This is a genomic window from Exiguobacterium sp. s16, from assembly GCF_018618115.1.
In the GTDB taxonomy this organism is placed as follows: domain Bacteria; phylum Bacillota; class Bacilli; order Exiguobacteriales; family Exiguobacteriaceae; genus Exiguobacterium; species Exiguobacterium mexicanum_A.
Genome location: NZ_JACSLM010000003.1, coordinates 1 through 26,724, shown reverse-complemented (window position 1 = coordinate 26,724; position 26,724 = coordinate 1). Strand labels below are relative to the sequence as shown.

Annotated in this window: 28 protein-coding genes, 8 tRNA genes, 1 rRNA gene and 1 riboswitch; of the genes, 7 read left to right on the top strand and 30 right to left on the bottom strand. The window is 52.9% G+C overall.

What is annotated here, in order from left to right; translation table 11 throughout:
* The first annotated feature begins 41 nt into the window (after nucleotides 1–41).
* Together KNP86_RS07035 and KNP86_RS07030 are read left to right on the top strand one after the other, a co-directional pair.
* Nucleotides 42–734 (top strand): hypothetical protein, encoded by a 693-nt coding sequence (locus tag KNP86_RS07035; RefSeq protein WP_152567768.1) that lies wholly within the window; start codon nucleotides 42–44, stop codon nucleotides 732–734.
* A 92-nt stretch (nucleotides 735–826) separates the two neighbouring features.
* Nucleotides 827–1,573: a hypothetical protein gene (locus KNP86_RS07030; RefSeq protein WP_034779717.1), complete on the top strand. Its 747-nt coding sequence runs from the start codon at nucleotides 827–829 to the stop codon at nucleotides 1,571–1,573.
* 1 nt (nucleotide 1,574) lies between these two features.
* Here KNP86_RS07030 and KNP86_RS07025 read toward each other — a convergent pair whose 3' ends face one another.
* Entirely contained in the window at nucleotides 1,575–2,543 is a 969-nt protein-coding gene (locus KNP86_RS07025; protein WP_034780195.1) for an aminoglycoside phosphotransferase family protein, read from the bottom strand.
* 42 nt (nucleotides 2,544–2,585) lie between these two features.
* Here KNP86_RS07025 and KNP86_RS07020 point away from each other — a divergent pair, with 42 nt between their 5' ends.
* The 5 genes from KNP86_RS07020 (at nucleotide 2,586) to KNP86_RS07000 (ending at nucleotide 6,747) form a co-directional block, all read left to right on the top strand.
* Entirely contained in the window at nucleotides 2,586–2,906 is a 321-nt protein-coding gene (locus KNP86_RS07020) for a hypothetical protein (RefSeq protein WP_034779718.1), read from the top strand.
* A 24-nt stretch (nucleotides 2,907–2,930) separates the two neighbouring features.
* Nucleotides 2,931–3,029: riboswitch (TPP riboswitch) on the top strand.
* Nucleotides 3,030–3,093: 64 nt separating this feature from the next.
* Nucleotides 3,094–3,582, top strand: a complete 489-nt coding sequence (thiW, locus tag KNP86_RS07015) for an energy coupling factor transporter S component ThiW (RefSeq protein ID WP_034779720.1) — start codon at nucleotides 3,094–3,096, stop codon at nucleotides 3,580–3,582.
* A 63-nt stretch (nucleotides 3,583–3,645) separates the two neighbouring features.
* On the top strand, nucleotides 3,646–3,912 hold the full coding sequence (locus KNP86_RS07010; protein ID WP_034779722.1) for a hypothetical protein: 267 nt from the start codon (nucleotides 3,646–3,648) through the stop codon (nucleotides 3,910–3,912).
* Between the two features lie 493 nt (nucleotides 3,913–4,405).
* Nucleotides 4,406–4,804: a VOC family protein gene (locus tag KNP86_RS07005; protein ID WP_021065867.1), complete on the top strand. Its 399-nt coding sequence runs from the start codon at nucleotides 4,406–4,408 to the stop codon at nucleotides 4,802–4,804.
* 113 nt (nucleotides 4,805–4,917) lie between these two features.
* Complete coding sequence (locus KNP86_RS07000; RefSeq protein ID WP_034779728.1) at nucleotides 4,918–6,747, top strand: LTA synthase family protein; 1,830 nt, start codon at nucleotides 4,918–4,920, stop codon at nucleotides 6,745–6,747.
* A gap of 18 nt (nucleotides 6,748–6,765) precedes the next feature.
* On the opposite strand, the gene KNP86_RS06995 is transcribed toward KNP86_RS07000, so the two are convergent.
* From KNP86_RS06995 to rrf, 29 genes are all read right to left on the bottom strand, one after another.
* On the bottom strand, nucleotides 6,766–7,650 hold the full coding sequence (locus KNP86_RS06995; RefSeq protein ID WP_034779729.1) for a VOC family protein: 885 nt from the start codon (nucleotides 7,648–7,650) through the stop codon (nucleotides 6,766–6,768).
* Between the two features lie 14 nt (nucleotides 7,651–7,664).
* Nucleotides 7,665–7,949, bottom strand: coding sequence for a putative quinol monooxygenase (locus KNP86_RS06990; protein ID WP_214753425.1), 285 nt, complete (start codon nucleotides 7,947–7,949; stop codon nucleotides 7,665–7,667).
* Between the two features lie 102 nt (nucleotides 7,950–8,051).
* Nucleotides 8,052–10,706, bottom strand: a complete 2,655-nt coding sequence (locus KNP86_RS06985; RefSeq protein ID WP_214753423.1) for an MMPL family transporter — start codon at nucleotides 10,704–10,706, stop codon at nucleotides 8,052–8,054.
* A gap of 3 nt (nucleotides 10,707–10,709) precedes the next feature.
* Nucleotides 10,710–11,153 carry a MarR family winged helix-turn-helix transcriptional regulator gene (locus KNP86_RS06980; protein ID WP_021065862.1) on the bottom strand — a complete coding sequence of 148 codons (444 nt, stop codon included), beginning with the start codon at nucleotides 11,151–11,153 and terminating at the stop codon, nucleotides 10,710–10,712.
* 85 nt (nucleotides 11,154–11,238) lie between these two features.
* Entirely contained in the window at nucleotides 11,239–11,742 is a 504-nt protein-coding gene (locus KNP86_RS06975) for a GNAT family N-acetyltransferase (protein ID WP_034779738.1), read from the bottom strand.
* On the bottom strand, nucleotides 11,730–12,203 hold the full coding sequence (locus KNP86_RS06970) for a YfbM family protein (RefSeq protein WP_052090197.1): 474 nt from the start codon (nucleotides 12,201–12,203) through the stop codon (nucleotides 11,730–11,732). The genes KNP86_RS06975 and KNP86_RS06970 overlap by 13 nt, the downstream gene beginning before the upstream one ends.
* A 72-nt stretch (nucleotides 12,204–12,275) precedes the next feature.
* Entirely contained in the window at nucleotides 12,276–13,208 is a 933-nt protein-coding gene (locus tag KNP86_RS06965; protein ID WP_235420228.1) for an NAD(P)/FAD-dependent oxidoreductase, read from the bottom strand.
* Nucleotides 13,209–13,276: 68 nt separating this feature from the next.
* The gene (locus KNP86_RS06960; protein WP_034779744.1) at nucleotides 13,277–13,963 is read right to left on the bottom strand and encodes a DUF975 family protein; all 687 of its coding nucleotides are present in this window, start codon (nucleotides 13,961–13,963) and stop codon (nucleotides 13,277–13,279) included.
* Between the two features lie 97 nt (nucleotides 13,964–14,060).
* On the bottom strand, nucleotides 14,061–14,267 hold the full coding sequence (locus KNP86_RS06955) for a helix-turn-helix domain-containing protein (protein WP_021065857.1): 207 nt from the start codon (nucleotides 14,265–14,267) through the stop codon (nucleotides 14,061–14,063).
* A 10-nt stretch (nucleotides 14,268–14,277) separates the two neighbouring features.
* Nucleotides 14,278–14,757: a DUF2975 domain-containing protein gene (locus KNP86_RS06950; protein ID WP_034779747.1), complete on the bottom strand. Its 480-nt coding sequence runs from the start codon at nucleotides 14,755–14,757 to the stop codon at nucleotides 14,278–14,280.
* Nucleotides 14,758–14,870: 113 nt separating this feature from the next.
* Entirely contained in the window at nucleotides 14,871–15,431 is a 561-nt protein-coding gene (locus KNP86_RS06945; protein WP_034779749.1) for a YdhK family protein, read from the bottom strand.
* A gap of 131 nt (nucleotides 15,432–15,562) precedes the next feature.
* Nucleotides 15,563–16,123, bottom strand: coding sequence for a hypothetical protein (locus tag KNP86_RS06940; RefSeq protein WP_034779751.1), 561 nt, complete (start codon nucleotides 16,121–16,123; stop codon nucleotides 15,563–15,565).
* Between the two features lie 152 nt (nucleotides 16,124–16,275).
* Nucleotides 16,276–17,457 carry an MFS transporter gene (locus KNP86_RS06935; protein WP_034779753.1) on the bottom strand — a complete coding sequence of 394 codons (1,182 nt, stop codon included), beginning with the start codon at nucleotides 17,455–17,457 and terminating at the stop codon, nucleotides 16,276–16,278.
* A gap of 217 nt (nucleotides 17,458–17,674) precedes the next feature.
* Complete coding sequence (glmS, locus tag KNP86_RS06930) at nucleotides 17,675–19,471, bottom strand: glutamine--fructose-6-phosphate transaminase (isomerizing) (RefSeq protein WP_034779756.1); 1,797 nt, start codon at nucleotides 19,469–19,471, stop codon at nucleotides 17,675–17,677.
* Between the two features lie 358 nt (nucleotides 19,472–19,829).
* Nucleotides 19,830–21,188 carry a phosphoglucosamine mutase gene (gene glmM / locus KNP86_RS06925; protein WP_034779759.1) on the bottom strand — a complete coding sequence of 453 codons (1,359 nt, stop codon included), beginning with the start codon at nucleotides 21,186–21,188 and terminating at the stop codon, nucleotides 19,830–19,832.
* A 35-nt stretch (nucleotides 21,189–21,223) separates the two neighbouring features.
* On the bottom strand, nucleotides 21,224–22,504 hold the full coding sequence (locus KNP86_RS06920; protein WP_034779762.1) for a CdaR family protein: 1,281 nt from the start codon (nucleotides 22,502–22,504) through the stop codon (nucleotides 21,224–21,226).
* Complete coding sequence (cdaA, locus tag KNP86_RS06915; protein WP_034779763.1) at nucleotides 22,505–23,365, bottom strand: diadenylate cyclase CdaA; 861 nt, start codon at nucleotides 23,363–23,365, stop codon at nucleotides 22,505–22,507.
* A 135-nt stretch (nucleotides 23,366–23,500) separates the two neighbouring features.
* Complete coding sequence (locus KNP86_RS06910) at nucleotides 23,501–24,136, bottom strand: bactofilin family protein (RefSeq protein ID WP_034779766.1); 636 nt, start codon at nucleotides 24,134–24,136, stop codon at nucleotides 23,501–23,503.
* Nucleotides 24,133–24,708 carry an RNA polymerase sigma factor SigW gene (gene sigW / locus KNP86_RS06905; RefSeq protein WP_034779769.1) on the bottom strand — a complete coding sequence of 192 codons (576 nt, stop codon included), beginning with the start codon at nucleotides 24,706–24,708 and terminating at the stop codon, nucleotides 24,133–24,135. Before sigW ends, KNP86_RS06910 begins: the two co-directional genes overlap by 4 nt.
* A gap of 139 nt (nucleotides 24,709–24,847) precedes the next feature.
* Complete coding sequence (gene rocF, locus KNP86_RS06900; protein ID WP_052090198.1) at nucleotides 24,848–25,750, bottom strand: arginase; 903 nt, start codon at nucleotides 25,748–25,750, stop codon at nucleotides 24,848–24,850.
* A gap of 201 nt (nucleotides 25,751–25,951) precedes the next feature.
* Nucleotides 25,952–26,027, bottom strand: a tRNA-Ala gene (locus KNP86_RS06895).
* A gap of 15 nt (nucleotides 26,028–26,042) precedes the next feature.
* Nucleotides 26,043–26,117: transfer RNA gene (locus KNP86_RS06890), tRNA-Gly, on the bottom strand.
* 8 nt (nucleotides 26,118–26,125) lie between these two features.
* Nucleotides 26,126–26,198: transfer RNA gene (locus KNP86_RS06885), tRNA-Lys, on the bottom strand.
* A 5-nt stretch (nucleotides 26,199–26,203) separates the two neighbouring features.
* Nucleotides 26,204–26,287: transfer RNA gene (locus KNP86_RS06880), tRNA-Tyr, on the bottom strand.
* 6 nt (nucleotides 26,288–26,293) lie between these two features.
* A tRNA-Thr gene (locus KNP86_RS06875) sits at nucleotides 26,294–26,366 on the bottom strand.
* Between the two features lie 28 nt (nucleotides 26,367–26,394).
* Nucleotides 26,395–26,470, bottom strand: a tRNA-Val gene (locus KNP86_RS06870).
* A 3-nt stretch (nucleotides 26,471–26,473) separates the two neighbouring features.
* Nucleotides 26,474–26,548: transfer RNA gene (locus KNP86_RS06865), tRNA-Glu, on the bottom strand.
* Nucleotides 26,549–26,554: 6 nt separating this feature from the next.
* Nucleotides 26,555–26,629, bottom strand: a tRNA-Asn gene (locus KNP86_RS06860).
* Between the two features lie 8 nt (nucleotides 26,630–26,637).
* A 5S ribosomal RNA gene (rrf, locus tag KNP86_RS06855) occupies nucleotides 26,638–26,724 on the bottom strand; the annotation flags it as partial.

Here is a 26,724-nt window from a genome sequence, read left to right as displayed (position 1 = left end):
AGACAATAAATAGTCTGAACATTCCGATAAGGAGGGAAAAGATGAAGTGGTCCTCTCGATTTATAGGGTTCCTTGTTGTGACAGCTTGTCTCGTTGTGACGTTCGTCTTTGTCAGTAAGGAGACGTTCAGTTGGTTTCAAACGCTCGAGCATCCAGTTGACGATCCTCTAATAGAAGAGCGTGAACAAGAAGAAGGGGAACCGGACGAGGATGGAATCGATTTAACGACAGTTGGTGAAAGCGAAAAAGGTGGAGCCTTACGTGAAAAGAAAAAAATGTTTGAGTTTCCATTCGGTTTGGGTGGAGGCGATGCACCCGGAGGACTCGGAACACTGTTCGCCATCCTCGCTGCTGCCGGATTGATTGTTTACAGTGTCCGGAAATGGTTGCGTCGTCGACGGCTGGAAGGACTCACGTTCCTTTTTACGGATGACACTTCTACTCAACCATCACACGAAGCGGACGCAACGATCGCTGCACAAACGTTCCCGATGCTCACGAACATCGAACTGAGGGATTGGCTCATCACGTTCAACGCGTCGCTCGCCCCTGAGTTAAAACTTCGGACGAATGAGACGGTCGTCGACTGGTTCGAACGCATCGAGCTGACAGATATCGACGCCTCGCTCTATCATCTGATTCGCTATGGTCCCGCATCCGATCATGACATCCCGTTCGAGCAGCAACAACGATTTCACGAGGCACTCGACCGTTACTTGAAGCGGCAACCCTGAGCGAGAAAGTACCCGGGTTCTCAATGACTGGCAAACATGCTACGCTCATTGATAACAGGAAAAAAATGTAACTTTCTTAGGAGGTTTGATTGATGAAACGCCTAGGCCTACTCGGATTCAGTGTGTTTTTGCTGACCGGGTGCACCGATTCCGTTGAGCAACCCATTGTCCCGGCCGATACAAATGAACCGTCGTCCGAAGACATCACCGCTTGGACGCGAGAAGATTTTAAAGACGTCTTCGACCAATATGAAAAAGTCCCGCCGCTCTTGAAGGCACTCGAGAACGATGGACTCACCCCGTTCCGCGAGACGTTCGAGCACGTCGTCATCGCCGGCGACGGCATCCAGCATACATACGCCGATATTCATCCATTCAAACTCGATGACGGCACGTACGCCACCGTCTATGAGAGCGAGAACGGAGACATCGCCAACGGTCCCGAGTCGGTCGCGCCGCTGTTTTGGCAAGAAGCATCGTTCCTTCAATTCGTCGAAGAAATCGAGAAACGAAAATATGGGACGAGTGCCCCACCGACGGACGTCGTTTTGACCGAAGATGAATTCCAGACGCTCTATAATCGCCATGCCTACACATCCGCGCTCATCGTCGAGCTCGACGAATGGGGCGTACAACTGGCGCGCGATCCGCTCGAGAACGTCATCATCGCGGGAAACGGGGTCAAGGAAGTGAAGGCCGACTTGATCGTCTTTGAAGTCGAAGGCGGCTACGCCATCGTCTACGACCGAGACGGTGAGATCTTCAAAGGGCCGGAGTCGATTGCTCCGCTGTTTTGGAGCGAGACGGATTATGAAAACTTACTTGAGAAGTATGAATGACTTATGGGAAGCGTCGTTTCAAGTCCCGGTACTCGAGTAGCAAATCGAGCCATTGCGCCGGCTTATCGCTCGACTCAGCTACATCGTACCGGTATCTCGTCACATATACATGCCACGACAGGGCACGATAGACGCAACCGAGCTCCTCGGCGATCAATAGATGACGCCAAAGTACGTCCTTGGGTGCGACGCCGCTCCATGCTTCCAAATAAACCGTACGCATCGTTTGAATCTGTTCATACCAGGCGACCTCGTCTTCTTCCGGCAATAAGTCGTACAGCGCGTTCCAAAACACGCGCACGCTGAAAAATGGATGCGTGACGGTCGCGTCGCCCCAGTCGAGGATACACAAATCATTCGTCCGTTCCCGCCAGAAGATGTTGCCGCCGTGCAAATCACCGTGCTCGAGACTCATCGGCATCCCGGTCGCCAGCTCATCGCACATGGCGATCAATTCATCTTGAAGCGCGAGCATGGCCTCGGCTTTGTATCGCTCGAGCCCGGCGCAGAGCTCAGGTAAATACGTGCGGATTTCGTCCTTCAACTTGGCCGGTCGGCGGTCCGGGATGCCGTAAGACAAGCAGGTCTCGATCTGGTCGATCTCCTGTCGCTGCAGCTGTGCGTATTGACGCAACGCCGCTTCGTATCGACTCACGTCCGGCCGTTCACGTAGCGCCTCTCCGCCGATGCCTCGCATGAGCAACCAGTTCCGGGCTGAATCGATGGTGATGACGTCAGGCACGAAATTAGGATGCCGCTCGGCAAGAAACGCCGACAGATTGGCTTCGCCGCGGCTGATGTCGGTCACCGCTTTGGCGTAGTAACGTTCCTCATTGAGCGCGCCAACAAGCAAGTACGTCAAATCGGTATCTTTGATCACGTGCCACCTCGCATTCGGCACGTTTGCCTCAATCCATCGTTCGAACCGTTCACGAAACGATCGGTCACGCCATGGAATTGCCTGTCTCATCTTTTTCACCCTTTCTTTCATCATCTCCTAGGAGGAAACGATATGGACGTTGTATATTACTCATACCCGGTCGATGCCATCTTGTATATGTACTTAGGGGCGACGGCCGTCGTCAGTCTCATCATCGGGCTGCTCGTTTGGCGTCTGTTCAAGCGCCGAGCTGTCGGCTTTTGGACAACGCTCGTTCTCAGCTTTGTCGGGCTGTCGCTCTCGCTCGTCTGGTTTCAAAACGCGTCCGTCGCCGTGTTCATGGGGACACTCCCGTGGCTGATCAATCTCGTCTTCTCCCTTTTGTTGTATGGCCTGTTCGTCGGCATCACCTATGTCACGTTCCGACCACGAAAGCTCGACCGCGTCAAATGACGGTATACTATACTCATGTTAATAAACGACCACTAGGGGAGCCTTCGGGCTGAGACGGCATGCGCCGGACCCTTCGAACCTGATCTGGCTCATACCAGCGTAGGGAAGTGGTGTGGGATTCGTCTGTCTTTCCACGCCACTTTTCCACTTGGAGAAGTGGCGTTTTCATTTTGAAAGGAGACTATCTATGCGTATTCAACAACTCACTTGGATGGCGATGCTCATCGCCATCGCCGTCATCGGTTCCCTGTTCATCTCGATTCCGACCGGTGTCGCCCGTGCCTATCCGATTCAACATATGGTGAACGTCATCGCCGCCGTCACCGTCGGGCCGATCGGGGCCGTTCTCGTTGCGTTCGTGACCGGAATCGTCCGTGTCATGACCGGTACCGGGTCGCTCTTGGCCTTTCCCGGAGGTATGATTGGGGCGCTTTTGGCCGGGGTCTTCTATATGAAGACGAACCGCGTCGCCTTCGCCGCATTTGGTGAAGTCATCGGGACCGGCCTCATCGCTTCGCTCGTCGCCGTCCCGTACGCCAAGGTGTTGATGGGGAGCGAGTTCGGGGCGCTGTTCTTCTTCCCAGCCTTCCTTGCCTCGAGTGTGACTGGGGCCGTGCTCGGCTGGATTGTTTTGGCTCGGGTCAAGCAATTGCGACCACTCACGGCGAAGCGATAAATACTTCCCTCCCACCGATAGTAAATGGTAAAATCAGGATATCAGATATTAGGAGGTCATGTCTTGAATCGATTGACGCTATTACTGGCTGCCACCGCTTGCCTGTTCATATCCGGTCTCTTGTACACGCTTGAACGCATCGCCACGTTCACCCGCTGGAATGCTCAGATTGCGACGGGCACGTTCTCCAGCGAGCCGATGTTCGTCGATGTGCTGCTCCAAAATGTGTTCATCTCGATTTTCGGAGTGGCTGCCATCGTCCTCTTTTTCAAAGCGGGCGACGCTGTTCAAGGCTCAACGACGACGAAAACAGGGACGGCCGACTTATGACGGCTGTCCCTGTTTGACGTGATGCGATGGTTTTACAACTCTAGTGAAGAAGGAGTGTTTAGTGATGAGTAATAATCGAAATCTTTATTTTTACTTATTGTTAGCAGGAACATTATTGTTTTTATTCATCTTCATATCTGAATTCTTTTTTCACCATGGAATTATATCGAATTATTCGATTACATTACTCTTTGTTTCTTTGACCGTTATGTTGACTGTGCTACTTATTTTTTCCGTTTTGTATATCAAAAAATTTAATGACGAAAAAGGAGGACTATTATTAGGCGTATTAATATTTTCAGGAGCTATTTTCCTTCTTTTCTTACTCATCAATACGCTGGTTATGGTGTAAGTTGAACCGGATTTAGTCATCTTTCGGCAACTCCTATTGAATCTGCATCGTCATTCCCTCCTCGGTGTCCGATACGTCTCACGTGAAGAAAAGTTCCGTTCAGAACGTTGAATGGATAAACTAAAAGAAAGGAGTGACATCATGAAACAAATCCACCATCTCTGCATCCAAACGCCCGACTATGAGGCGTCCAAACGATTCTATGAGGCGCTCGGCTTCGAGCTCGTCCAAGAGTCGCCTGACTTCCACACCCGAGCGTTCAACAGCTGGCTCAAACTTGGCGATTTCTATATCGAGCTTCAAACGGCAAAAGTCGACGAGACGTTGTCGCCTTATTCGAAGCACGTGGCCGGCCCGGTCCACTTCGCGCTTTATGTCGATGACCTCGAAGCGGAAGTGAGACGGCTAGAATCACTTGGCGTGACGTTCCTACCAAAGCACGGCGGGAACATCTACTTCGTCGTTGACGGTCATTTGAGTAAATTAAAAGCCCCGGAAGGCACGATTATCGAGCTCCGGGACACGTTTGTCATCAAGTGAGGCGCTGCCTCGCTTTTTTTATTGCCAAAATCGCACACCCTCATGTTTTTCGCCGTCTTCGAACAGGTACATGACAGAGAACACACTTTGTCCGTACCGTTTGGAGGCCTTTCATGAAATATCTCGATTATTGGAGTTACTTATCGCTCTCCCTCACCAAGCTGTTCCTATTCAGTCTGTTGACGGCGAGCGCGTTCGACCTGCGCTTTTTGTTCATCAATCTAGCGACCATCTTGATGATGACGAGTTGGGCGCTACTCATAAAACAACAGACGCGCCGCTGGATTTTGTTCGCGTCGCTGTTTCTGCACAGCACGCTCCTCATCTCGGACGTCTGGTACTACCGCTATTTCGGCAACTTGCTGTCGGCCGCCCTACTGTCTGATATCGGCCAGATGGGAGACGTCGGGGGAGGCTTTCTGACACTGATTCAAGCTCCTGACTTCATCTTGTTCACAGATTTGCTCGTCTACGCGGCCATCCTCGTCTATATGAAGCGACAGCCGGTCTTGGAATCGAAATCTCTCGGTCGCCGTTTGGCAGTCACCGGTTTTCTTGTCGGCTTCATCGTCTTTACCGTCCCGACCGTTGTTCATTACGCCGAAACAGATCACCGGAAAAGCCCGATTTCAAATATGCGCGAGTATTATCAGCTCGGCTTTTGGGGCTATCACGGCCTCGATGCATTCCGCGGCATTCAGGACGCCCTTCATCTCGGTGGCGACCTGACAGAACGGGAGCGCAGCCAAATCGAAGCGTTAGCGACCGAACCAGTTGACGCCACAGCCGATACGAACGTCATCGTCGTCCAACTCGAGTCGTTCCAAGCGTCCGTAATCGGTCAGACGGTCAACGGGCAGGAACTGACGCCGAATTTGAACGCGCTTCGTGATGAGATGCTGTATTTCCCGAATTTTTATCATCAGACGCACGAGGGCCGGACGTCTGATGCGGAATTTACCGTCAACGCCTCGCTCTATCCTGTCAAATCAGGTTCGGTGTATACGCAGTATGCGACGAACACGTTTGACGCCTTGCCTGAGCAGTTGCGCCGAGCCGGCTATGATACGGCCGCGATGCATGCGTTCGACAAGGAGTTTTGGAACCGCGCCAACTTTTATGAGCAAATCGGCTACAACCATTTCTTCCATCAAGACGATTATCCGACGAAGCCTGTCATCGGGATGGCGGTCGGTGACAAGGAGTTCCTGACGACGTCAGTCGACCATTTGGACACGTTGGACGAGCCGTTTTATTCCTTCATGGTCGCGTTGACGAGCCATACGCCATATGAGATTCCGGACGAGGAGAAACGATTGGATTTGTCGGGGTACGACGACTCGCTCCTCGAGGACTATTACCACACCGTCCACTACAGCGATGCCGCCGTCGGTCTTATGGTCGAACAATTGAAAGCAGACGAGAAGTGGGACAACACCCTCGTCGTCTTTTATGGTGACCACGACAGCGGATTGACCGCTGCCGGTGACGAGATGGCCGTAAAAGCAGATGCCGACTCCACGGTCGAGTTGTTCCAGCTTGACCGCTCCGTCCCGTTATTCATCAAACCGGCCGGGCTCGAACGAGGTCAGACGGTGCAGGCGAGCGGCGGGCAAGTCGACCTGGCCCCGACCATCCTCGATTTGCTCGGGATGACACCGACGTATATGCTCGGACGCTCGCTCCTCGACGATGAGCCGAATTTGACCGTGTTCCGGAACGGCTCCTTCCGCTACGACGACCTCTATTTCGTCCCGGATTTGACGGAGCCGGTCGGCAGCGGCATGTGTTATTCGGTCGAGACCGGTGATGACTTGCCGCTTCAAGCATGTGAGCCGTATATTGACGAGGCCGCCGAACAGCTTCGCTTATCCGATACAATGATTGAGAAAGACGCCCTGTCCGACTTCACACAACACGACAAACAAGCCGCCCCGAACTAATCGGGACGGCTTGTTTTGTCAGTAGACGTTTCGTAACGCCTTGACGTCGATTTTCTTCATCGGCAAGAACGCCTCGGTCACTCGTGCCAATTGTTCCTTTGTTCCGGTCGTCAGCATCTCTTCCATCTCCCACGGCACGATTTGCCAGGAGACGCCATAACGATCTTGGAGCCAGCCGCACTGTTCCGCTTCCGGGACGGCCGACAGTTTGGCCCAGTAGTCATCAATCTCGGCTTGTGTCTCACAAAACGCGATCAGCGACTGCATCTCGTTGAAGGCGAATTGATGATTTTCCGCGCTGTCCATGGTGACGAACTCGCGTCCGGACAAGACGAAGCGGGCGTAATTGAGCTTCCCTTCCAACTCCGGTCCGTCTGTCGCCTCGTAACGGATCAGATGGTCTTCCAGCACGTACGAATCCGGGAAGATGGAAATCCAGTCGTTCATGGCCGCCTCAGCGCGCCCGAAGACGTCCCCGACGAACAAAAAGCATGGGGTCACCGTCTGGATGTCCATCCCGCCGCTATGCATGATTTGCCAAGAGACACCGTGTTTGTCTTTTAACCAGCCGTAGCGCTCGCTGAAGTCATACGTATCGAGCGGCATGAGCACCTCTGCCCCCTCCACAAGCTCGTTCCATAGCGTCTCTACTTCTTCCGACGTCGGGAACGCAACCATATACGAGATGGACGGGTTGCGTTCCTTCAACGGACCCGCCCCGAGCAGTTGAAAGAACTGTCCTGCCAGCGAGACGGTCACAACCGTCGTCTCCCCGGAAGGTGTATCCGTCAGTTTCGTCGTATAGTCGACGAATGAATCCGGAAACTTCGACACGTACCACTCCGCAATCGCCTCGACGTCACCTTCAAACCAAATGCACGGGATAATCGATTGGGTAATCATCGGATTGACTCCTTTCAGACTTCACGCAGACGATACACATCACGGACGGCGAGCAGCGTCTCAGCTGTCTTTCGGTATGCTTGGTAATGCGGTGAGTTGATGTGATGGTCGAGCGCCGTCTCGTCTTCATATTGCTCATAAAACACAAACGTACCTGGGGCGTCGATCGACTCATGGAGCACATACGTCAAACATCCCTCTTCTTGTCTCGACGAGGGGATGACCTCATCGAGCGCTTGCCGTAACTCGTCCTCTTTCCCCGGATGTGCCTTCAAGATAGCGGTGATTGTAATTGCCATATGCGATTCCTCCTTCTAAAAGTCTATTCGTTCACCTGTTCCCTAAACGAAACCGATCTATCCCAAAAAGCGAGTGTCTCATGAGGAGACACCCGCTTGTGCTTACTTCTTCTGTTTCGGTTTGAACGGCCACCATACTCCGTCCCCGAACGATACCGTGATCGCAGGGATGAGCAGCGGCAACACAATCAATCCGTATAACAACAGTCCGGTGATAACGATCGTCGCAATCTGGACGAGACTGAGCACGCCAGACGGGATCATCGCCCCGAACGTTCCGGCGAGGATGACGGCCGCGGTCATGATGACCGTCCCCATCTTCGTCATCGAATGGACGAGCGCATCGCGAACCGTCATCCCGTTGATCGACTCTTCGCGGAACCGATCGAGCAGGAAAATCGAATAGTCGATGCCGAGGGCGATCAACATGACGAACCCGAAGAACGGAACGGCCCAACTGATGCCGTCATAACCGAGTCCTTCGACGAAGATGAGCTCCGTGATGGCCGCCGACGTGTAATACGTCAGTAAGAGCGAGCCGATCATATAGAGCGGCATGACCATCGAACGGAACAACATCGTCAAGACGATGAACAGCGTCACGAGCATGATGGCGACCGTCCGATTGAAGTCGTTCGTCGACGTCTCATTCAAGTCGCTGTTAATACTCGAGATACCGGCATATCCGATTGTCGCATCCGCGAACGGCGTATCGGTGACGATCCGGTCCATCGTCGCTTTCACGGTCTCGACCGTGTCAATCGCTTCCGGCGAATATGGGTCCATCTCGAGGATGACCTCGAGCTGTGTCGCCGTCCCGTCGTCAAATACGTAGCGTTCGACAGCTGGAGCGAACTCCTCTGACGTGAGCGTCCCTTCCGGTAGATAGACGCCCGTATCGCGCAGGCTGTCCGAGCTACTCAGGTCTGATAGGAATGCCGCCGCTTCATTGATACCGGTCTCGATTTGAGCGAGCCCTGCGTTCGCTTCACCGACACCTGCGGCGAGTTGTCCGAGACCCGTTCCGAGTTCTCCGGCTTGGGCGCCTTGTGCCGTCAACGTAGATGCTGCCTCGTTAATGCCTGCCTCGATTTGACCGAGACCGGCCGACACTTGCCCGAGCTGCGTTACGGTCGCAGGAATATTTTGCGTCGCCGTGAGTCCTTGGCCAATCAGACCGAGCTGAGCGTTCAATTGACCAAGTCCCGCTGCCGCTTCCGCGAGCGGGGCGCCGGCGTTCGTTGAACCGGCCGGTAATTGGCCAACGACGGCGTTAAGCCCAGATTCGACTTGCGCGAGTCCGTCCTGGACGTCACCGAGACCAGTCTCGGCTTCCGTCAGTCCTGCGCTCACTTGTTCGAGCTGGGTGTCGACGTAAAAGTCATCGATGACGTCACCGGTCGGACGCGTCACCGAACGGACGCCGCTCACCCCATCGATGTTTTCCAGTTCACTCGAGAATTTCTCGATGTACGGGATATCCGTTTCGGACAACGCTCCAGCTTGTTTCAAAATGACTTGGACCGGGAGCGACTCCCCTTGTCCGAATCCTTCTGAAATCAAGTTGAGACCGCGCACGGAATCATAATCGTCACCGATCTCATCGACCGTATTGAACGACCGGGCATCGTCGTACGTGAACAACACCGGTACGGTGATCAACGCGACGACGAGAATCGAAACGAACGGTCGATTGACCGACAGACGGCTGAATCCGGCCCAGAGACGGCTGTCGTGATGTTCGCCCGCCTTCTTCGATGGCCAGAACAAACGATGCTTGAGCGTCGCCATAAAGAACGGCACGACCGTGAAGAGAATGAGCAAGAGCACGGCAATCCCGACCGCGACGGCGACGGCTGATTTGAAGATTGGGAAATCGGCGAAACCGATAGCCGCAAAGCCGACGAACACGGCGAGACCGCTGATGAGGACTGTCCGCCCTGCCGTTTTGTACGTGTTGACGATGGCTTCTTCAATCGCGTGGCCCGCGCCGAGCTCTTCTTTATACCGGCTGAGCAGCAAAATACAATAGTCGGTTCCAATCCCGAACAAGATGGCCACGAGGAAAATCTGCGTGTAGTTCGAGACCGGGAAGCCAAACCAATCGACGAAAAATGCGACGAACGATTGGCTCAATAAATACGTGAATCCGACCGCGATGAGCGGGATGAACGGTGTCACGATTGAGCGGAACACGAGCAGCAGCAGTCCGAAAATGAGCACGACCGTGATGATTTCCGTCTTCTTCAAGCCTTCCTGCGCACTCAAGTTCACATCGTTGTTGATGATTTCTTCACCTGTGATGTAGACGGTCTCGTCTTCCGGGAGGATGTTCGCCCGCACGTCGTCCGCGAAGGCGTTGATGTCTTCCATCGACCCTTCGACCGTGATTGGGACGAGCACGATGCGGCCGTCCTCCGAGACGAGCTGTGCTTCCGTCTTTTCACTTTCAAACGGGTCGAGTACGTCTTTGACGACCGTGTCGTTTTGTTTCATCTCGTCGATGACCCGGGAAATATCGGCCCGTTCGGCATCACCGAGCGTTTCGAACTCATAGACGAGCGAGATCGTCTTATCGCTCTTTCCGGCGGCGTTCAAGATGTCCTGCGCCCGCTGCGAGTCCATGTCCTCTGATAATTGGAAGCTGCCGGCTTGTTCGGCCTGCTTCGTCAAGTTCGGCGCCATCACAAACAAGGCAACCGTCAAGACGATGAGACCGATTAAGATGCCCCAGCGCCATTGGATGATTTTATGCACGTGTTATTCCTCCCCAATTCGAAGCAGCTGTTTAATTTTCCGGAACGTCCGGACGAACTGTTCGATTTCTGTCTCTTCGATGTTTCCGTCGAGCAACGATTCGACGTAACGGTAGACGGCCGCATCCGCTTCTTCGACGATGCGATGTCCGGCTTCCGTCAACTCGATCAACCGCTCGCGCTGGTCATGCCCGCGTCGACTGACGACGAGCTCTTTGTCGACGAGCTTTTTTAACCGGTTGGAGACGGCGCTCTTATGAACTCCTTGTTTTTGGGCCAACTGGCCGGCTTGAATCGGACCGAACTGTTCGAGCAGCTTGAGCAGCTGCAGTTGTTCCCGCGAATAGTCATGCCAGACGTCACCGTCCATCGCCTCGATGACATGCTCCGCACCTTGGAACATGACCTCTTCGAACAACTGGACGGCTTCCCGCATCAATTCTTTCATTTTGGTTTACCCCCTAAACTAGATAAAGATAGTTTATGTCCTAAACTAAGAGCGGTCAACTAAAATGACCGATGAAGTTGCTCCTTCATCGGTCGAGTGGATATACATACGTATAAAACGTCAGCGTTCGTCCTCCCCATTCTATCTGTCGTACCTCGCCGTCACGGATAAAACCGGCACCCCTTAATACGTGTTGGGACGCCACATTGTCGCTCGTCGTCTCGGCTCTCAATCGATTGAATCCAGGCAACTCAAACGTCAACAATTGTCGCAGGGCCGTCGTGGCATATCCGCGTCCCCCATGCTCCGCTCCGACCCGGTAACCGGCCTCGCCAGTGTCGGCATCGGTATGATGAACGTTCAGACGCCCGACGATTGTGTCGTCGCGCCAAATCAAGTAATAGTACCCGTCCCCGTCCGCCTGCTCGCTCAGCAGGTGCTGCAACGCCTGATGGAATGATTCCGGCTCATAGTAGGCGTCGCCACGGCTCGGGACCGAGCGTTCGAAATGTATGCGATTCGCGCACTCGAACACATACAGCAACGCCTCATCTTGAAGACGTAACGCCTTTACGCTTACCCGATCCATGTGACGAGCGCCTCCCGCCGTCTCGACGCCTGGGCGAAGACACGTTTCAACTCATCGAACTGGTCCAATAAGTACTGTTTTTCCTCGAGTCCCCACTCCCGTTCAAATGGGTACAGTTCCTGCTCGTTCATCGTCGCGACGTCGTAGCGCGCTTCTAGCGCCTCCAGCTCGATGTATTGAAGTCGGGTCGACAAGTCCTCGACTTCTCCCGGCATCAAATAGGCGATGCCCGTCTCTTCGTCGATGACATCCCCTCCGAAGACTGCCTTCCCGAGCGAATGACGGTCGATCTCGTTCAAATCGGTCGCCCCGGTCAATAAAAAGTAAAGACCGTGCCACGCCTTATCGATATCGGTCTGTCGTTCCTCATCTTCTAACAGTTGCTCGAAACGCTTCGGCTCTTGAAGCAGTGCTGTCAACTCTTCGACCGATACCCGCATGTATGCGCCAACCATCCCCATGTCTGATTCCCCTCTCCAATTCATATGTCTGACTATTCGGCACGGTCATGAAAAAAACCTTCCGAAGAAGGTTTAGCGCATCGCTTCCGCGACACGGAGTCCTGAGACGTACGCGCTCTCGAACCGAGTCCGGCCTGAAGCGTCATCCGGCTCGAGGAAGACGTCACCGGCCAAGAAAATCGGCTCGTCCCGCAATCGATGGTAAGGCTCGTTCCAGACGTCGGTCGCCTGCGCATAGCGCCACCGTTTCAACTGCCTCGATTGAATCACCGCCGACCCTGTCACCGTTTGCAACAGGCGCTCAATCTCACGAAGCGTGTCTTCGTCCGCTCGTTCATACCACTCCTCGCTCCACGACTCGTCCATATAGACGCTGACGAGTTCGGTCGCCGAGATGCCTTTTTGGCGGTTGTTGATGACTTTCAAGATACCCGGCGCCAAGTCTGTATCGAGAATCCCGTCCGGACCGATGGGAGTATCGCTTGCCGATTCGAACAAACCGACAAACGTCGGGGCGTACGTCAATTCACGTAACGCCGCATCGACCGGAAAATCTGCGAGCAAGTCGAGCGTCTGCGGGAGCGGCGACGTGATGAGGAGACGGTCATACTGCCGCGTCGTCACATCCGTCTTGACACTGACCTGACCATCTCGGGTCGTGACCGTCTCGACCCGCTCGTTCAAATGGACGGTCAACCCGTCGGCCAACCGTTTGGCCAAAGCGTTCATCCCGTCGACGGCGACGTAGCGCGGATACGGGTCAGCGTACCAGACGTTCACCCACCCTCTCGTCTGCCAGTCGGCGACATCTTGTTTGAGTTCTTCCCCTCGTACGGTGAAATAGACAGCTCCGTGATCGGCTTTGCCGTCTCCGATCCGCCTCGTCGCCAAGCGTCCCCCGACGCTCCGACTCTTCTCAATCAATTCAACTGTATGGCCGTGACGGGCGAGGTCGCGTGCTGCGACAATCCCGCTCAGTCCGGCACCAATAATACCGATGTTCATGTCCATTCCCCCTTCTGTCAGGAAGATTGTATCATGGCCGAGGACTCATACGCCGGAACCGATGCGCTTCACGCCGAGCGATTCCACTGCTCGTCATACTCGATACGCGCGTCTTCATACATGACGGCGAAACGGCTGACGATGAACGGGCGGATGAGTGCTAGTGCGACAAGGAAAATCCATGACCCGAGGATGACTAAATCAAGTTGCATATAAAAAATCAAACCGATAAGATACATCGGAACGAATGGCAAAATGAGTTTGAACGCATCCCACTTTCGTCCGCGCATCATCGTTCTCGATTTTGTGATTGCCTCTGTAGCAGACAGTTCTGGTTCGTCGCGTAAGATGAAGTATGTGAACGCATACGAGAAATACTTTATGATTCCTGGTACGACTAGCAACAATGTCCATAGTACTTGGAACAATATGACGAGAATTGTTGCGAGCAAATGTTTTCCATAACGGTGACGAAACGGGTCGAACACATCACTCCAGCGAATCGGCTGATCTCGTACCGTCTTTAAGATGAGCCAGCTGTATCCGACGTTAACCGGATAAAGGGCGATATAAACTAAGATGCCACCTAAACTGAGCACGGTCAGCGGCAGTGACTCCACCGTCAAACCGTAATAAGTCGGGTCTGCCATCAACCCCAATTCTAACATCACAGAGCAGGCGAACGACCAGATGAGTAATAGCCCTGCCTTTCCTTTTAACGCTTTGTGCGCCCGTTCATTCCATGTCTGAATCATCTCGTTTCCCCTTTTCGTTCGTCTTTCCTGTCTTATACGCAACGTGATGGAAAATGTTTCAAACTCCACAAAAAAAACAGGGCGCTCGCCCTGTCCATCACTCTTCCCGATATTCTAAAATGTCGCCCGGCTGACAGTCGAGCGCCTGACAGATTGCTTCGAGCGTCGAGAAACGAATCGCTTTCGCTTTGCCGGTCTTTAAAATCGACAAGTTTGCCATCGTGATGCCCACTTTTTCAGACAACTCGGTCACACTCATCTTTCGTTTCGCCAACATTACGTCAAGATTTACGATAATCGCCATCTATCTCACCTCAGACCGTCAAATCATTTTCTTGCTTCATGTCGATGGCACGCTTCAATAGTTTCTGTAACAGTTCCGCGAATACGGCGACGACGAACGCGGCAAACACAAAGACGAGCCCGATGAGAAGGAATCCAGGCGCATCATCTCGCTCGGCGAACCAGTAGAAGAACGGGAGCGTCCCGATATAAACGGCCGTGATCGCCAACGCACAATACTTGATCATGCGGAGTGATTGGACAGCCCGATACGAGAACCCTTCATCGCGGTCAATCAACCGTAGCAACATGAACGCTTGGAACAGCGCAAGGAAGAACGGGATGGCCGATACGTACATGCCAATCACAATCGGGCGAATCGAGTCCTCAATCCAACTCCCGCTCTCGACCGCCTCGCGCCAAATGTACGGAAGCAAAAACAAGCAGGCCGCCACAATCGGGACAGCCAGAACGAATACGGCCAGCCGTAAAAAAACCGTCTCTCGTTTCATGATGAAGCCACCTCACTTCGTTTGATAGCTTCATCATAACCTCACTTTTATCGTTTATCAATAAATAATCATCGTAAATAAATAAAAACCTCAGATTACTCTGAGGTTCGTCCTTAGTTCATGGCTTCGAGTTCATCTTCTGTGACCCATTTATGGTTCGTGACGTCTTCCCCGTCGTTTGTGGTGAAGTCGACCATATACACCGTCGTCTGTTCGGCCGAATCAATCGTCGCCTCGGCGCCGTCCATCCCGTCCATGTGGTCCGTGGCTAGAGTGGCTTCGGTCCCTTCTTCTAACGGTGCCTCACCTGGATTGTCGAGTTCTTCATGGATGACCCACTTGTGATCTTCGACCGGGTCACCTCCATCCGTCGGGGTATAAGAAACCGAATAGACGGTCGTGTCATAAGCACCGACGATTGTCGCCTCGGTGCCATCCATGCCCGGCATGTGGTCGGCCGTCATCATCGCGGTCGACCCGACCGGGAACGTCGGATCTGTCGCTTCACTTAACCCGCTCGGCACCTCCCCTGATCCCGAATGGTCCATCATCGAATGGTCCGAATGTTCTTCTGTCGAATCGCTCGTCTGTTCTTCCTCGGCATCCCCACAAGCTGCCAAAGTCGTCGCCAGCAACATCGCGCTCAAACCCGTCATCCATTTTTTCTGTCTCATCGAATCTCTCCCTTACGTCTTTATGTGTATACGTTACCCTGCTATCGAGGTGGTGAGACGTTTTTGAGACCGATGCGATGATTTGTTATCGCTTTGACACATTAAAAGACCGCCTCGCGGCGATCTTCTAATTAATGCGCGTGCTTCACATCCTCGAACAAGCCGAGCGCGAAACCGGCCACCGCTCCGATTGTCGTCACGATGAGCACGTAATTCAAATCGACCCCTTGCCAAAATTGGCCTTGCATCACGTTCGTGACTTCAATCAAAAAGGTCAACACGAGTGCCGTGATGAAGCTGGCCAATAGGAAGAAGCTAAGTGCTTTCTTCCCGTACACGATGACACCGAGCATTGTACCGAAGGCCGTCGTCACCATAATCAGGAATGCCGTGTTTCCGTACGTGTCACCGAGTGATGGGAAGATGGCCGTGAACGTTTCGCCGACCGCAAACCCGAGCAAGATGGCGGCGACCATGCCAATCGTGCTCAAGCCGACATTTCGAATCAAGTGTTCACGGTGACCGAGCAATAAGAACAACAGGACGCTGCCGACGACACCGGTGAGGAACGTGACGAGCACACCGGTTTCAATAAAGAGACTGAAGAGGAAACTGCTGAGCAGGAACGACCCTAAACCGATCAACAACCCGATTGCCCAATGCGTCCGGTGACCTCCATGAACAATATTCATGATGTTCATCCCCTTTATATGCTCTACTATCCTATTGACCACTTTTCTAATAATCAAACGAGTTCTATCATTTAATATGGCGCTTGACTGTAGAATTCCTCACATCGTCACAAAAAGACCGTCCCCGAACGAATCACGGGACGGTCTTTGCCTCAATGGTGCTTGATTTTTCTCAAGAAAACCAACATCGGGAGGAGCAAGAGCGCCGCTGCCCCGAGCCCTCCTTGAATCGACGTGTACAGGGCGAGCAGTCCAATCAACGGTCCCCCGGCGACTTGACCGAACGCGTCGACCTGACCGAACATCGACAAAATCGTCGCCCGGCCTTTCGACGGGAGCCGCTCGTTCGTCATGACGCTCATAAGCGGGTAGTGCACGTTGCGCAGTGCCGCAATCGTCCAATACAGCAACACGGCCACCCAAAACTGTCCGACCAAAGCGAAAGCAAGCATCGCAACGATGAGCAACACGTTGAACCAAAACAAGGTCGTCGCATAGCGTCCTTTGACGTATAGCTCGACACCTTTCAACACCAGCATGTTGAATAGAAACGCGACGGCATAGAACAAGCCGAACCAATACACGGCCGCCTGTTCCGACAACTGGAACGTCTCAATCAAATGCGCGCCCCATAACCGGTCGAATCCTTCACTAGCGAGACCCCAGACGAGCGTGATGGCAGCCAAGCCGACGAGAATCGAATTGCCACGGATATGGGTGTATCCGTCCCGAACCGTCCGTTTTGCTTGCACGAGGTTCGACGTATCGGCCCGCGTGATCGGTTCGAACCGCGTCTCTGGCAAGACGCGCCATGCGATGATCGCGAGCATGACCAACATCCCACCGGCGAGCACGATTGTCGTTTGGACGGACGTGACTTCGGCGAGGAGCACGGCAAGCCCAATTCCGACGAAGCGGCCGAGCGAACTATATTGAGCGCCTCGCAAAAACACTTGTTCTAACCCGTCATTCCCCATCTCATCGGCAATCCATGCCTGTTCGGCCCCGCTGATGAACGTCCAGCCGATACCCCATAGCGCTGACGCGACCGCGATGGCCCAAAATTCAGGGATGCCCCCTTCTAGCAAATGGGCCAGTCCAATCAAACCGATGCCGATGACCATCGACCGCTTCCGTCCATATAAATCGGCGACGAGACCGGTGGGCAGCTCGAATAGTAAAATTGATACTTCTAAAATCGTTCCGATCAAGACGAGTTGTAACGCATTCAACTCGGCGGTCGTCACATAATAGATGGCGTTCAACGTGAACACCATCTGTATGATGAGCGAGCGCGAACTCGTGACCGCATAGTAAAGCTGTTGAATCTTCAATTGTATGGTTCCTCCGATAGTTTGTTCCAATACAGTGAATCATCGGAGGAGGTGGCCAACTTATGAACGCACGTCCTCCGGCAGGATGAATGTGTTAACTAGTTGGATTCGCATGGCGTTCTCTCCTTAGTCGTTATACCTTCAGTATACAAGCCGGTTCGCATGACGTAAATCACAACAAAAAAAGCCAAGATCCCGAAAGATCTTGGCCTACCGTTTATTCGACTGTGACTGATTTCGCCAAGTTACGTGGCTTGTCGACATCGCAATCACGCGCAAGAGCCGCGTAATACGAGATGAGTTGAAGCGGTAATACCGTCACGAGCGGCGTGAGCAGTGGCTCGACACGCGGCAAGACGAATGAATCACTCTCGTGTTCCATGCCTTCCATCGAGATCGTGCAAGCAACGGCGCCACGGGCGACGACTTCCTTGATGTTTCCACGGATGTTGAGGTGCGTGTTCGGTTGCGAGACGAGCGTGATGACCGGTGTGCCGTCTTCAATCAAGGCGATTGGTCCGTGCTTGAGCTCACCACCTGGGTAGCCTTCCGCTTGGATATACGAGATCTCTTTGAGCTTGAGGGCACCTTCGAGACCGACGTATGAGTCCATGCCGCGACCGAGGAAGAACGCGTTGCGTGACTCTTTCAAGAACTTGTCTGCCAATTGCTCAAAGATTTCTTTTTGAGCCATGACCGAGTCCATGATCGTCGCGACACGCGCGAGCTCTGTCATGAGGTCAAACGGAAGCTTCTTGCCGTTCGCACGAGCGATATCGTAGGCGAGGATGGCGAGCACGGCGATTTGGGCCGTGTATGCTTTCGTCGATGCGACCGCGATTTCCGGGCCGGCGTGGAGGAGCATCGTTTCGTTCGCTTCACGTGAGAGCGTCGAACCGGCAACGTTCGTGAGTGTGAGCGCCTTGTAGCCGCGCTTCTTCACTTCGACGAGGACGGCCCGGCTGTCCGCTGTCTCACCTGATTGTGAGATGAAGAGGAACAACGGCTTCTCCGTGAGGAGCGGCATGTTGTAACCGAATTCTGAAGCGACGTGCACTTCTGTCGGCACACCTGCGACGCGCTCGATCAATTGCTTGCCGACGAGACCAGCGTGGTAGCTCGTACCGCAAGCGACGATATAGATGCGGTCCGCTTCTGAGACGAGCGAGCGCACGCCTTCCGTGAGCTCGATGTCACCGGCGTCGTTCTGGTAGTGCTGGATGATGTTGCGGATGACGGCCGGTTGCTCGTCCATCTCTTTCAACATATAGTGCGCGTACGTGCCTTTCTCGATGTCTGACGCATCGATCTCGGCCGTGTACGGGGCACGTTCGAGGACTTCGCCGTCGAGTGTCTTGATCGTCGCCGATTCGCGCGTCAAGATGACGATCTCGCCGTCGTGGAGCTCAAGGTACTGGTCCGTCACTTGGAGCATCGCCATCGCGTCAGACGCCACGACGTTGAACGTGCCGTCGCCGAGTCCGACGAGGAGTGGTGACTTGTTCTTGCCGATATAGAGGCGTTCTTTGTCCTCCGAGTCGATCATCGCGATCGCGTAAGAGCCGTGGAGCTCAGACAACGTCTTGCGGAACGCTGCCTCGACGTCGCCGAGTTCGACGAAGTTCTTCTCCATCAACTGGACGATGACTTCCGTGTCCGTCTCCGAGAGGAACGGCACGTCGAGTGTCGCCTTGATCTGTTCGTCGTTCTCGATGACACCGTTGTGGACGAGCGTGAAGCGGCCCGTCGTGCTCTGGTGCGGGTGGGCGTTCGGCACGCTCGGCACCCCGTGTGTTGCCCATCGTGTGTGGCCGATTCCAATCGTGCCATCTACTTCTGCTGGGACGACTTCGCGTAGCGCAGCAATCCGGCCGACTTCTTTATGCACGTTCACGTTATCATGCATCAAAGCAAGACCTGCCGAGTCGTAACCGCGGTACTCGAGTTTTTCAAGACCTTTGAGAAGGATCTCCTTCGCTCCGGTATTCCCAATCATTCCTACAATTCCACACATACAAAAATCTCCTCTATATTCGATTTCTCGAAAAAGGAAACGGGCTTTTTCTAAGAGCTGTCAACGCGCTCCCCTTTGGCCGTCCGGTCGCCCGGGCGTTTTGAGGGTTTGCTTGTAGTCGTGACAGGCGACTAGGAGGCATCCGCCGAAAACTCGATAACCTCCAACCTCGTCAACTCCGAAGAGTTCTGGCGCTTGTTTCGTACTGGGTGTCCTTCCGTTTCTAAGGTCACGCTCTTAATAGTACAAATCACACCTCCATTCGTCAAGAAAATCACATAATTTCACAGTGACAAAACGGAAACAAAAAGGGAACCCGAGGACGGATTCCCTTGTTTTATTCCCTATTTCGACAGAATTATCCTTCTAAGCCGTAATCTTCGCGGACAACTTGTGCGATTCGTTCGACATAACGGTCACATTCTTCCGAAGTCGGTGCTTCCGCCATGACGCGTACGAGCGGCTCCGTACCAGAGGCGCGGACGAGGATACGGCCGTTGCCGTTCATTTCTGCTTCCGCTTCTTGAATCGTCGCGAGCACACGGTCGCCGTTCATCGCTTCATTCTTATCCGTGACACGGATGTTGACGAGTTTTTGTGGGTAGACCGGCATCTCAGCCGCGAGTTCTGACAGCTTGCGGCCTGTCGTCTTCACGATTTGGGCGAGTTGAACGCCAGAGAGCATACCGTCTCCCGTCGTCGAGTGGTCGAGGAAGATGAGGTGACCCGACTGCTCGCCACCGAGTGTGTAGTTGTGTTTTTTCATCTCTTCGACGACGTAACGGTCACCGACTGCCGTCTGAAGCGCCGTCATGCCAGCATCTTCGACCGCTTTATGGAAGCCGAGGTTACTCATGACCGTCGCGACGATTGTGTTGTCTTTAAGACGGCCTTTCTCGCTCAAGTACTTCCCGCAAATGTACATGATTTTATCGCCGTCGACGATATCGCCGTTCTCATCGATCGCAATCAAGCGGTCGCCATCGCCATCAAAAGCGAGACCCATGTCCGCTCCTTTATCACGAACGAATTGCGCTAAGTGCTCTGGGTGAGTCGAACCGACACCTTCGTTGATGTTCAAGCCGTTCGGCGAGTTCCCGATCGTCGAGACGTTCGCTTCGAGGTCAGCAAACAGACGGGCTGCCAATCCGCTCGTCGCACCATGGGCGCAGTCGAGGGCGATATGGAGACCGTCGAAATCTTCGTCGACCGTCTGTTTCAACATTTGAAGGTACTTCTGTGCACCTTCATAGTAATCCGAGACAAAGCCAAGGTCTTTCCCGACCGGGCGTGGCAACGTGTCTTCCGCCGCATCCAAAATCGCTTCGATTTCCGCTTCTGTCGCGTCATCGAGCTTAAAGCCGTCGCTACCAAAGAACTTGATGCCGTTATCCGCGACCGGGTTGTGCGACGCCGAGATCATGACACCGGCTGTTGCATCAAGCGACTTCGTCAAATAAGCGACACCCGGCGTCGAGATGACGCCGAGACGCATCACTTCGGCTCCGATTGATAGGAGACCCGCGATAAGTGCACCTTCAAGCATGTGGCCTGAAATGCGTGTGTCACGGCCAATCAAAACTTTTGGCTGTTCGCCGGCTGGCAGGTGTTTCGATAACACGTAGCCGCCCGCACGACCTAAACGATATGCTAATTCTGCTGTCAATTCTGAGTTCGCGACACCGCGGACTCCATCAGTTCCAAAATATTTACCCATGAATTCAATTCCTCACTTTTGTATGATTGAACGCCTCATTGAATCGAGGACGTTTCGGTTTGTTCATCGACACTCGTCAACTCAATGTCGATTGTTTTCGGTGAGACGACGGTCACACCTTTTGGTACTTCATAATCGACGTCGACCCCATGCAGTCCGCTCGGGAGACCTGTCAAATCCAAGGTCACACTCACACTGTTCGACGTGATGTTTTCCAACAGGGATCGCTTCCCGGACAACGTCACTCCAATCACTTCAGGAGCTTGGAGCGTAAAGTTGGTCCGGTCATACCCCCGCACGGTCACAGGGACCGTCAAGCGAACCCGTTCCGTCAATTCGCCTGTGTCGTCTCGCGTCTCATCTGCAGCCCGGACGAGCAATTGGACTTCCACTTGCTTTGTCGCAAGCGATGAAGCGCCTTCTGGCAAAGCGAGATTGGCGGTCACTTTCCCGGTCTTGTCGATGCCGTCTAAATCAATCGGCTCCGTCTCCACGGTGTCGATTGCATCGATCACGTCTTGTGGCGCAAAGACACGGACTTCCGTCTCTTCAAGCAACGTATCGACAAGTCTGTAATCGTCGGCCACTTCACCAGTCGTGACTGCTTCGATCGGGAAGACGGCACTTTGTTCGTAGACCGGGACCGACACACTGATGATGTTCGGTTCAACAGTCACGTTGAGCGGATTGCCGTTCGCATCTAAAATCGTCGGCGTCAATTCTCGCGTGAACGTTTGACTTTGGTTGGCGACATCGACGTTCAACGTGATCTCTTTGACGTTTTGAATCCGACTGGCACCGCCCGAGACTTTCACCGTTGCCGGTTCAATATCGGCGTCACCGACCACTTTCCCTTCTGGCAACTGCTCTTTGTTCAAAAGGTTGACCGATACGGGAACTTCAATTGTCTGTTTACGGTCGATGTAGATTTCTACTGTATCCCGTTCGAGCTTGACGTTGACGTCTCCGCCAAAGCCGCGTGCCTCAACCGGAACACGGTGGAAGCCGGTCCCGAGATTCGTTAAATCGACGAAGACTTGATAATCTTTCACCAATTTCGTCATCGTTAAACTGCTAGATGGTCCTTGAAGTTCAACGTTCATTTCTTCTGGAACGTTATATGCCACGTACTGCACCTCATCGAAGAACACTTCGACGGGAACGTCGAGCGTCATCGAACTTTGTCCGACGATCGGGAGGGCATTCGTGGAGTTGGTCGACGAACTCGTTTCGGCGACCATGAAATAAAGCAGGATGGCTAAAGCAAGTGCGATGATGCGGAGAAACCATTTATGTTGTAACCACTGATCAATCACTTACTTGTCCCCCCCTTTTTTATTAAAGAACGAGAGCGTCGTCTCTTTTTCTTCAATAACGAGTTCTTGGATCAACTTACTGCGAAGTGCCTCCTCATCCAACTCTCGATACAGACGACCGGCAATCGCGAGTGACACGGCGCCTGTTTCTTCAGAGACGGTGAGGGTCACGCTGTCGGTCACTTCACTGACCCCGATGGCGGCCCGGTGTCGTGTCCCTAACGCTTTATCGATGTGCGGGCTCTCGGACAACGGCAAATAACAAGCCGCGGCCGCAATTTTCCCGTCCTGGATAATCATCGCCCCGTCATGCAGCGGGGTGTTCGGAATGAACAGGTTGATGATCAGTTGTGATGTGATGTGCGAATCCATGCGAATCCCGGTCTCGACGTACTCATTCAAGCCCGTATCGCGTTCAATCGCAATCAATGCGCCGATGCGACGTTTTGACATGTATTGCGCCGAACTGACGATCGCTTCGATCATTTGACGTTGCTTATCCTCATCGCTCGTGCTCGTTCGGCCGAACAAATTACTTGTTCGTCCTAAATGCTCGAGTCCTCTTCGGAGTTCTGGTTGGAAGATGATAATGATCCCAAGTAGTCCATATGTGATGATTTGATTCAATAAGAACTGTAACGTCTTCAACCCAAAGAACCCACTGAGGAACCAGCTGACAAGGATGATGGAAATCCCTTTAATCAATTGGACCGCTTTTGTCCCACGTACAATCATCATCAATTTATAGATGACATACGTGACGACGACAATATCTAAAACGTCATTCAAATAATCGTACCAATGTACGTTCTCTGAAAGACTAAAAAATGATAAGAATGATACCTGTTCAAGTAGCGGCAAATGCTCCCCTCCTCAACTACCTAGCCAATTCGTGCAAATTACATTATATCACATTTCCGAAACCGCGCATCGCTAGACAATAAAACGAAACCAGATTGAAACGAACACAAAAAGACGCCGTCTCCGGCGTCTCCGTTAGAAGATTTGTTTGAACGAATACCACATCCACTCAAACATCCGATCGATCTGCTCAAGTTCTCCCGTGACTTCTCCAGCGCTAGCCAGATAAGCCCGACCATTTACAGCCGTCGCGTTCCCATTGACGGTCCCTTCAATTCGAAGGTCCCCGCCTTGGACCGTGATATCCCGCTCGACGGTAACGCCTTCCGGGATAACGACCTCGTTTGACGTGACAACGATGCCCGGCACTTTCGTGTACGTCATCGTCTCTGTCGATTCGTTCCATAGGCCGAGTGTCGCGCTCGACATCAAACTGAAGAATAAGGCGGCTGCCATCAGTCCTGGATGCTTACGGAACCACGTCATCCATTTGGATGGTGGTTTGCGTTTCGTCTGGACTTTTTCTTCAAATCGAGTCACCGGTGTGACCTCGACCCGTGCTTTCGCGTCCGGTAGAGATGCCATCACACGGGCTGTAAAATCATCGGATAGTTTCGGCCGTGGTAAGGCCTTCAGTTCGGCATCTATTCGTTCGTATTGAAGGTACGCTTCATATAAGTCGTCGTCCTCCAACAAGTGACGTAGTTCGTCAGATTCTTCGGGCAGGATGCCATCTTCCAAATATTGTTGTACTTTTTCTTCAGGAGTCAATTGAACCCCTCCCTGTTTTGAAAGATTGTCTTTAACATTTCTCTTCCCCGGAAGATCCTTGTTTTAACCGTAGCGACCGGCATATCGATCATGACGCTGATTTCTTTGAGCGATAAATCATCCACGTACTTCAGCAGGAGCGGGATCCGATACTTATCGGGCAACTGCTTGATCGCTTCATGCATCTCGCCTCGAATTTCGCGATGAACGACTTGGGCATCGGGTTGGGGTGCTTCATCAGCCAAATGGTCCTGATAGGTCAAGCCGTCGGTGCCAGCAATCTCGGCATCCATCGAATACTCCGGCTTTCGTTTTCTGAGACGATCGATTGCGACATTCGTCGCAATGCGATAGAGCCACGTCTTGAACTTGTACTGAGGATCGTACGTATCAATCCGGGTATATGCCCGAATGAACGTCTCCTGGGCTGCGTCTTCCGCTTCGCCACGATCATATAATATCTTATAAGCGACAGCAAAGACACCATCCTTGTACAGTTCTACCAGCTCAGCAAACGAATCATGATTCCCCGACCTCAATTCGTCTACTAAACGGGTGGTCAGCCGTTCCATCAATCCACTTCCCCTCTCCGCAACCTATGCGGTCATCTTTCTATACGAATCGTTTTCTATGTAGGTTTCAAAAAAATCGTAACAACAAAAAAAGTTTCCAAGTCCATTGTAGCAAAGAGACTTGGAAACTGTAAGGTCATCAGACAGTTTCACCTTCCAATAACAGGTTTTCTTTGGATTTCAAAATCGTCTCGCACAACTCAAACGCCAACTGGGCCGTCGTATCCTCATGGTCAAGCGCCGGATTCAATTCAACCAACTCAATCGCAATCAGATCGTCTGCCTTCATCGCTTCGGCCAAGATCGCTTTTCCTTCCGCGGCCGTCAGACCTTGATCGACCGGCGTCCCGGTACCTGGCACAAGTTTCGCGTCCAAGCTGTCCATGTCGAAACTGAGATAGAAGCGATCGACACGTGCGCGCAAATAAGCGAGTGCTTCTTCCATCATGACGTCGACGCCCCGCGTCCGAATTTCTTCGACCGTGATGACTTTAATGCCAAGACGATTGATTTCTCGAATCTCACCTTCATCGATGTCTCGAAGCGCCATATAGACCAAGTGCTCAGGCGCGAGTTTGGGTTCACGTCCGCCGACTTCAGTCAAGCGAATATCTCCCATTCCCATCGCCGCAGCAAGCGGCATGCCATGAATATTGCCCGATGGAGACGTTTCTCCCGTATTCAAATCAGCATGTGCGTCGACCCAGATGACGCCGTACGGTCCTGTTTTGGCAAGACCCGCCAGCGTCCCGATTGCCATGCTGTGATCGCCCCCAACGATCAATGGGAATCGTTTCGCCTGTATCTCGATATCGACGACTTCTGCCAGTTCTTGGACCGTGTATAACACCCCGTCTACGCGTTTCAAATGCTCTTCACTGTTGATCATTTCAGATTCAGGTAACACTCGAATCGTCTGTTGCTTCGTTGAGGCCGGTAATAATGTCTCCAATCCAAGTGTGCGTAACTTTGATGGACCTTGCTCTACGCCATGTTTCCCCTGTCCATAGCGAAGCGGTACTTCAATATATGACCAATTCATCCCCATTTCCCCCTTGAACGTTTAATACCTTCATTGTAAACGCTACCAAAGTCGTGGTTCAACTTCACACCATGATGAATAAACATACAAAAAGGCAGCCTGAATGGTGGCAGGCTGCCTTTCTCTGTACTCTCAAGTGAATGGTTCATGGATTTAGGCAAAAAAAAACTTAAGTCATAAGTAACTTAAGAAAAAAACAAATGGTGGAGCCTAGCGGGATCGAACCGCTGACCTCCTGCGTGCAAGGCAGGCGCTCTCCCAGCTGAGCTAAGGCCCCTTAAAGGGAATAATATGGAGCGGAAGACGGGATTCGAACCCGCGACCCCGACCTTGGCAAGGTCGTATTCTACCACTGAACTACTTCCGCATAAAAAATGAGCCATGCAGGGCTCGAACCTGCGACCCTCTGATTAAAAGTCAGATGCTCTACCAACTGAGCTAATGGCTCAAACCTGGTGGGGGGGGGCGGATTCGAACCGCCGAACCCGAGGGAGCGGATTTACAGTCCGCCGCGTTTAGCCACTTCGCTACCCCCCCAAGGAGTGCCGGCGAAAGGATTCGAACCCTCGACCCTCTGATTACAAGTCAGATGCTCTACCAACTGAGCTACACCGGCATATATAGTTTGATTGGTTAAAATTAAATGGTGGAGGATGACGGGATCGAACCGCCGACCCCCTGCTTGTAAGGCAGGTGCTCTCCCAGCTGAGCTAATCCTCCAAATGGTGACCCGTACGGGATTCGAACCCGTGTTACCGCCGTGAAAGGGCGGTGTCTTAACCGCTTGACCAACGGGCCTTAATATGGCTCCGCAAGTAGGATTTGAACCTACGACCTACCGGTTAACAGCCGGTTGCTCTACCACTGAGCTATTGCGGAACGATTTTGCCTGGCAGCGTCCTATCCTCACAGGGGGAGACCCCCAACTACTTTCGGCGCTGAAGCGCTTAACTTCCGTGTTCGGCATGGGAACG

Bases quoted from the DNA above. Each gene is read 5' to 3' on its own strand.
- KNP86_RS07035 (WP_152567768.1), top strand. From the start codon at position 42: ATGAAGTGGTCCTCTCGATTTATAGGGTTCCTTGTTGTGACAGCTTGT.
- KNP86_RS07030 (WP_034779717.1), top strand. From the start codon at position 827: ATGAAACGCCTAGGCCTACTCGGATTCAGTGTGTTTTTGCTGACCGGG.
- KNP86_RS07025 (WP_034780195.1), bottom strand. From the start codon at position 2,543: ATGAGACAGGCAATTCCATGGCGTGACCGATCGTTTCGTGAACGGTTC.
- KNP86_RS07020 (WP_034779718.1), top strand. From the start codon at position 2,586: ATGGACGTTGTATATTACTCATACCCGGTCGATGCCATCTTGTATATG.
- thiW (WP_034779720.1), top strand. From the start codon at position 3,094: ATGCGTATTCAACAACTCACTTGGATGGCGATGCTCATCGCCATCGCC.
- KNP86_RS07005 (WP_021065867.1), top strand. From the start codon at position 4,406: ATGAAACAAATCCACCATCTCTGCATCCAAACGCCCGACTATGAGGCG.
- KNP86_RS07000 (WP_034779728.1), top strand. From the start codon at position 4,918: ATGAAATATCTCGATTATTGGAGTTACTTATCGCTCTCCCTCACCAAG.
- KNP86_RS06995 (WP_034779729.1), bottom strand. From the start codon at position 7,650: ATGATTACCCAATCGATTATCCCGTGCATTTGGTTTGAAGGTGACGTC.
- KNP86_RS06990 (WP_214753425.1), bottom strand. From the start codon at position 7,949: ATGGCAATTACAATCACCGCTATCTTGAAGGCACATCCGGGGAAAGAG.
- KNP86_RS06980 (WP_021065862.1), bottom strand. From the start codon at position 11,153: ATGAAAGAATTGATGCGGGAAGCCGTCCAGTTGTTCGAAGAGGTCATG.
- KNP86_RS06975 (WP_034779738.1), bottom strand. From the start codon at position 11,742: ATGGATCGGGTAAGCGTAAAGGCGTTACGTCTTCAAGATGAGGCGTTG.
- KNP86_RS06970 (WP_052090197.1), bottom strand. From the start codon at position 12,203: ATGGGGATGGTTGGCGCATACATGCGGGTATCGGTCGAAGAGTTGACA.
- KNP86_RS06965 (WP_235420228.1), bottom strand. From the start codon at position 13,208: ATGAACATCGGTATTATTGGTGCCGGACTGAGCGGGATTGTCGCAGCA.
- KNP86_RS06960 (WP_034779744.1), bottom strand. From the start codon at position 13,963: ATGATTCAGACATGGAATGAACGGGCGCACAAAGCGTTAAAAGGAAAG.
- KNP86_RS06955 (WP_021065857.1), bottom strand. From the start codon at position 14,267: ATGGCGATTATCGTAAATCTTGACGTAATGTTGGCGAAACGAAAGATG.
- KNP86_RS06950 (WP_034779747.1), bottom strand. From the start codon at position 14,757: ATGAAACGAGAGACGGTTTTTTTACGGCTGGCCGTATTCGTTCTGGCT.
- KNP86_RS06945 (WP_034779749.1), bottom strand. From the start codon at position 15,431: ATGAGACAGAAAAAATGGATGACGGGTTTGAGCGCGATGTTGCTGGCG.
- KNP86_RS06940 (WP_034779751.1), bottom strand. From the start codon at position 16,123: ATGAATATTGTTCATGGAGGTCACCGGACGCATTGGGCAATCGGGTTG.
- glmS (WP_034779756.1), bottom strand. From the start codon at position 19,471: ATGTGTGGAATTGTAGGAATGATTGGGAATACCGGAGCGAAGGAGATC.
- glmM (WP_034779759.1), bottom strand. From the start codon at position 21,188: ATGGGTAAATATTTTGGAACTGATGGAGTCCGCGGTGTCGCGAACTCA.
- sigW (WP_034779769.1), bottom strand. From the start codon at position 24,708: ATGGAACGGCTGACCACCCGTTTAGTAGACGAATTGAGGTCGGGGAAT.
- rocF (WP_052090198.1), bottom strand. From the start codon at position 25,750: ATGAATTGGTCATATATTGAAGTACCGCTTCGCTATGGACAGGGGAAA.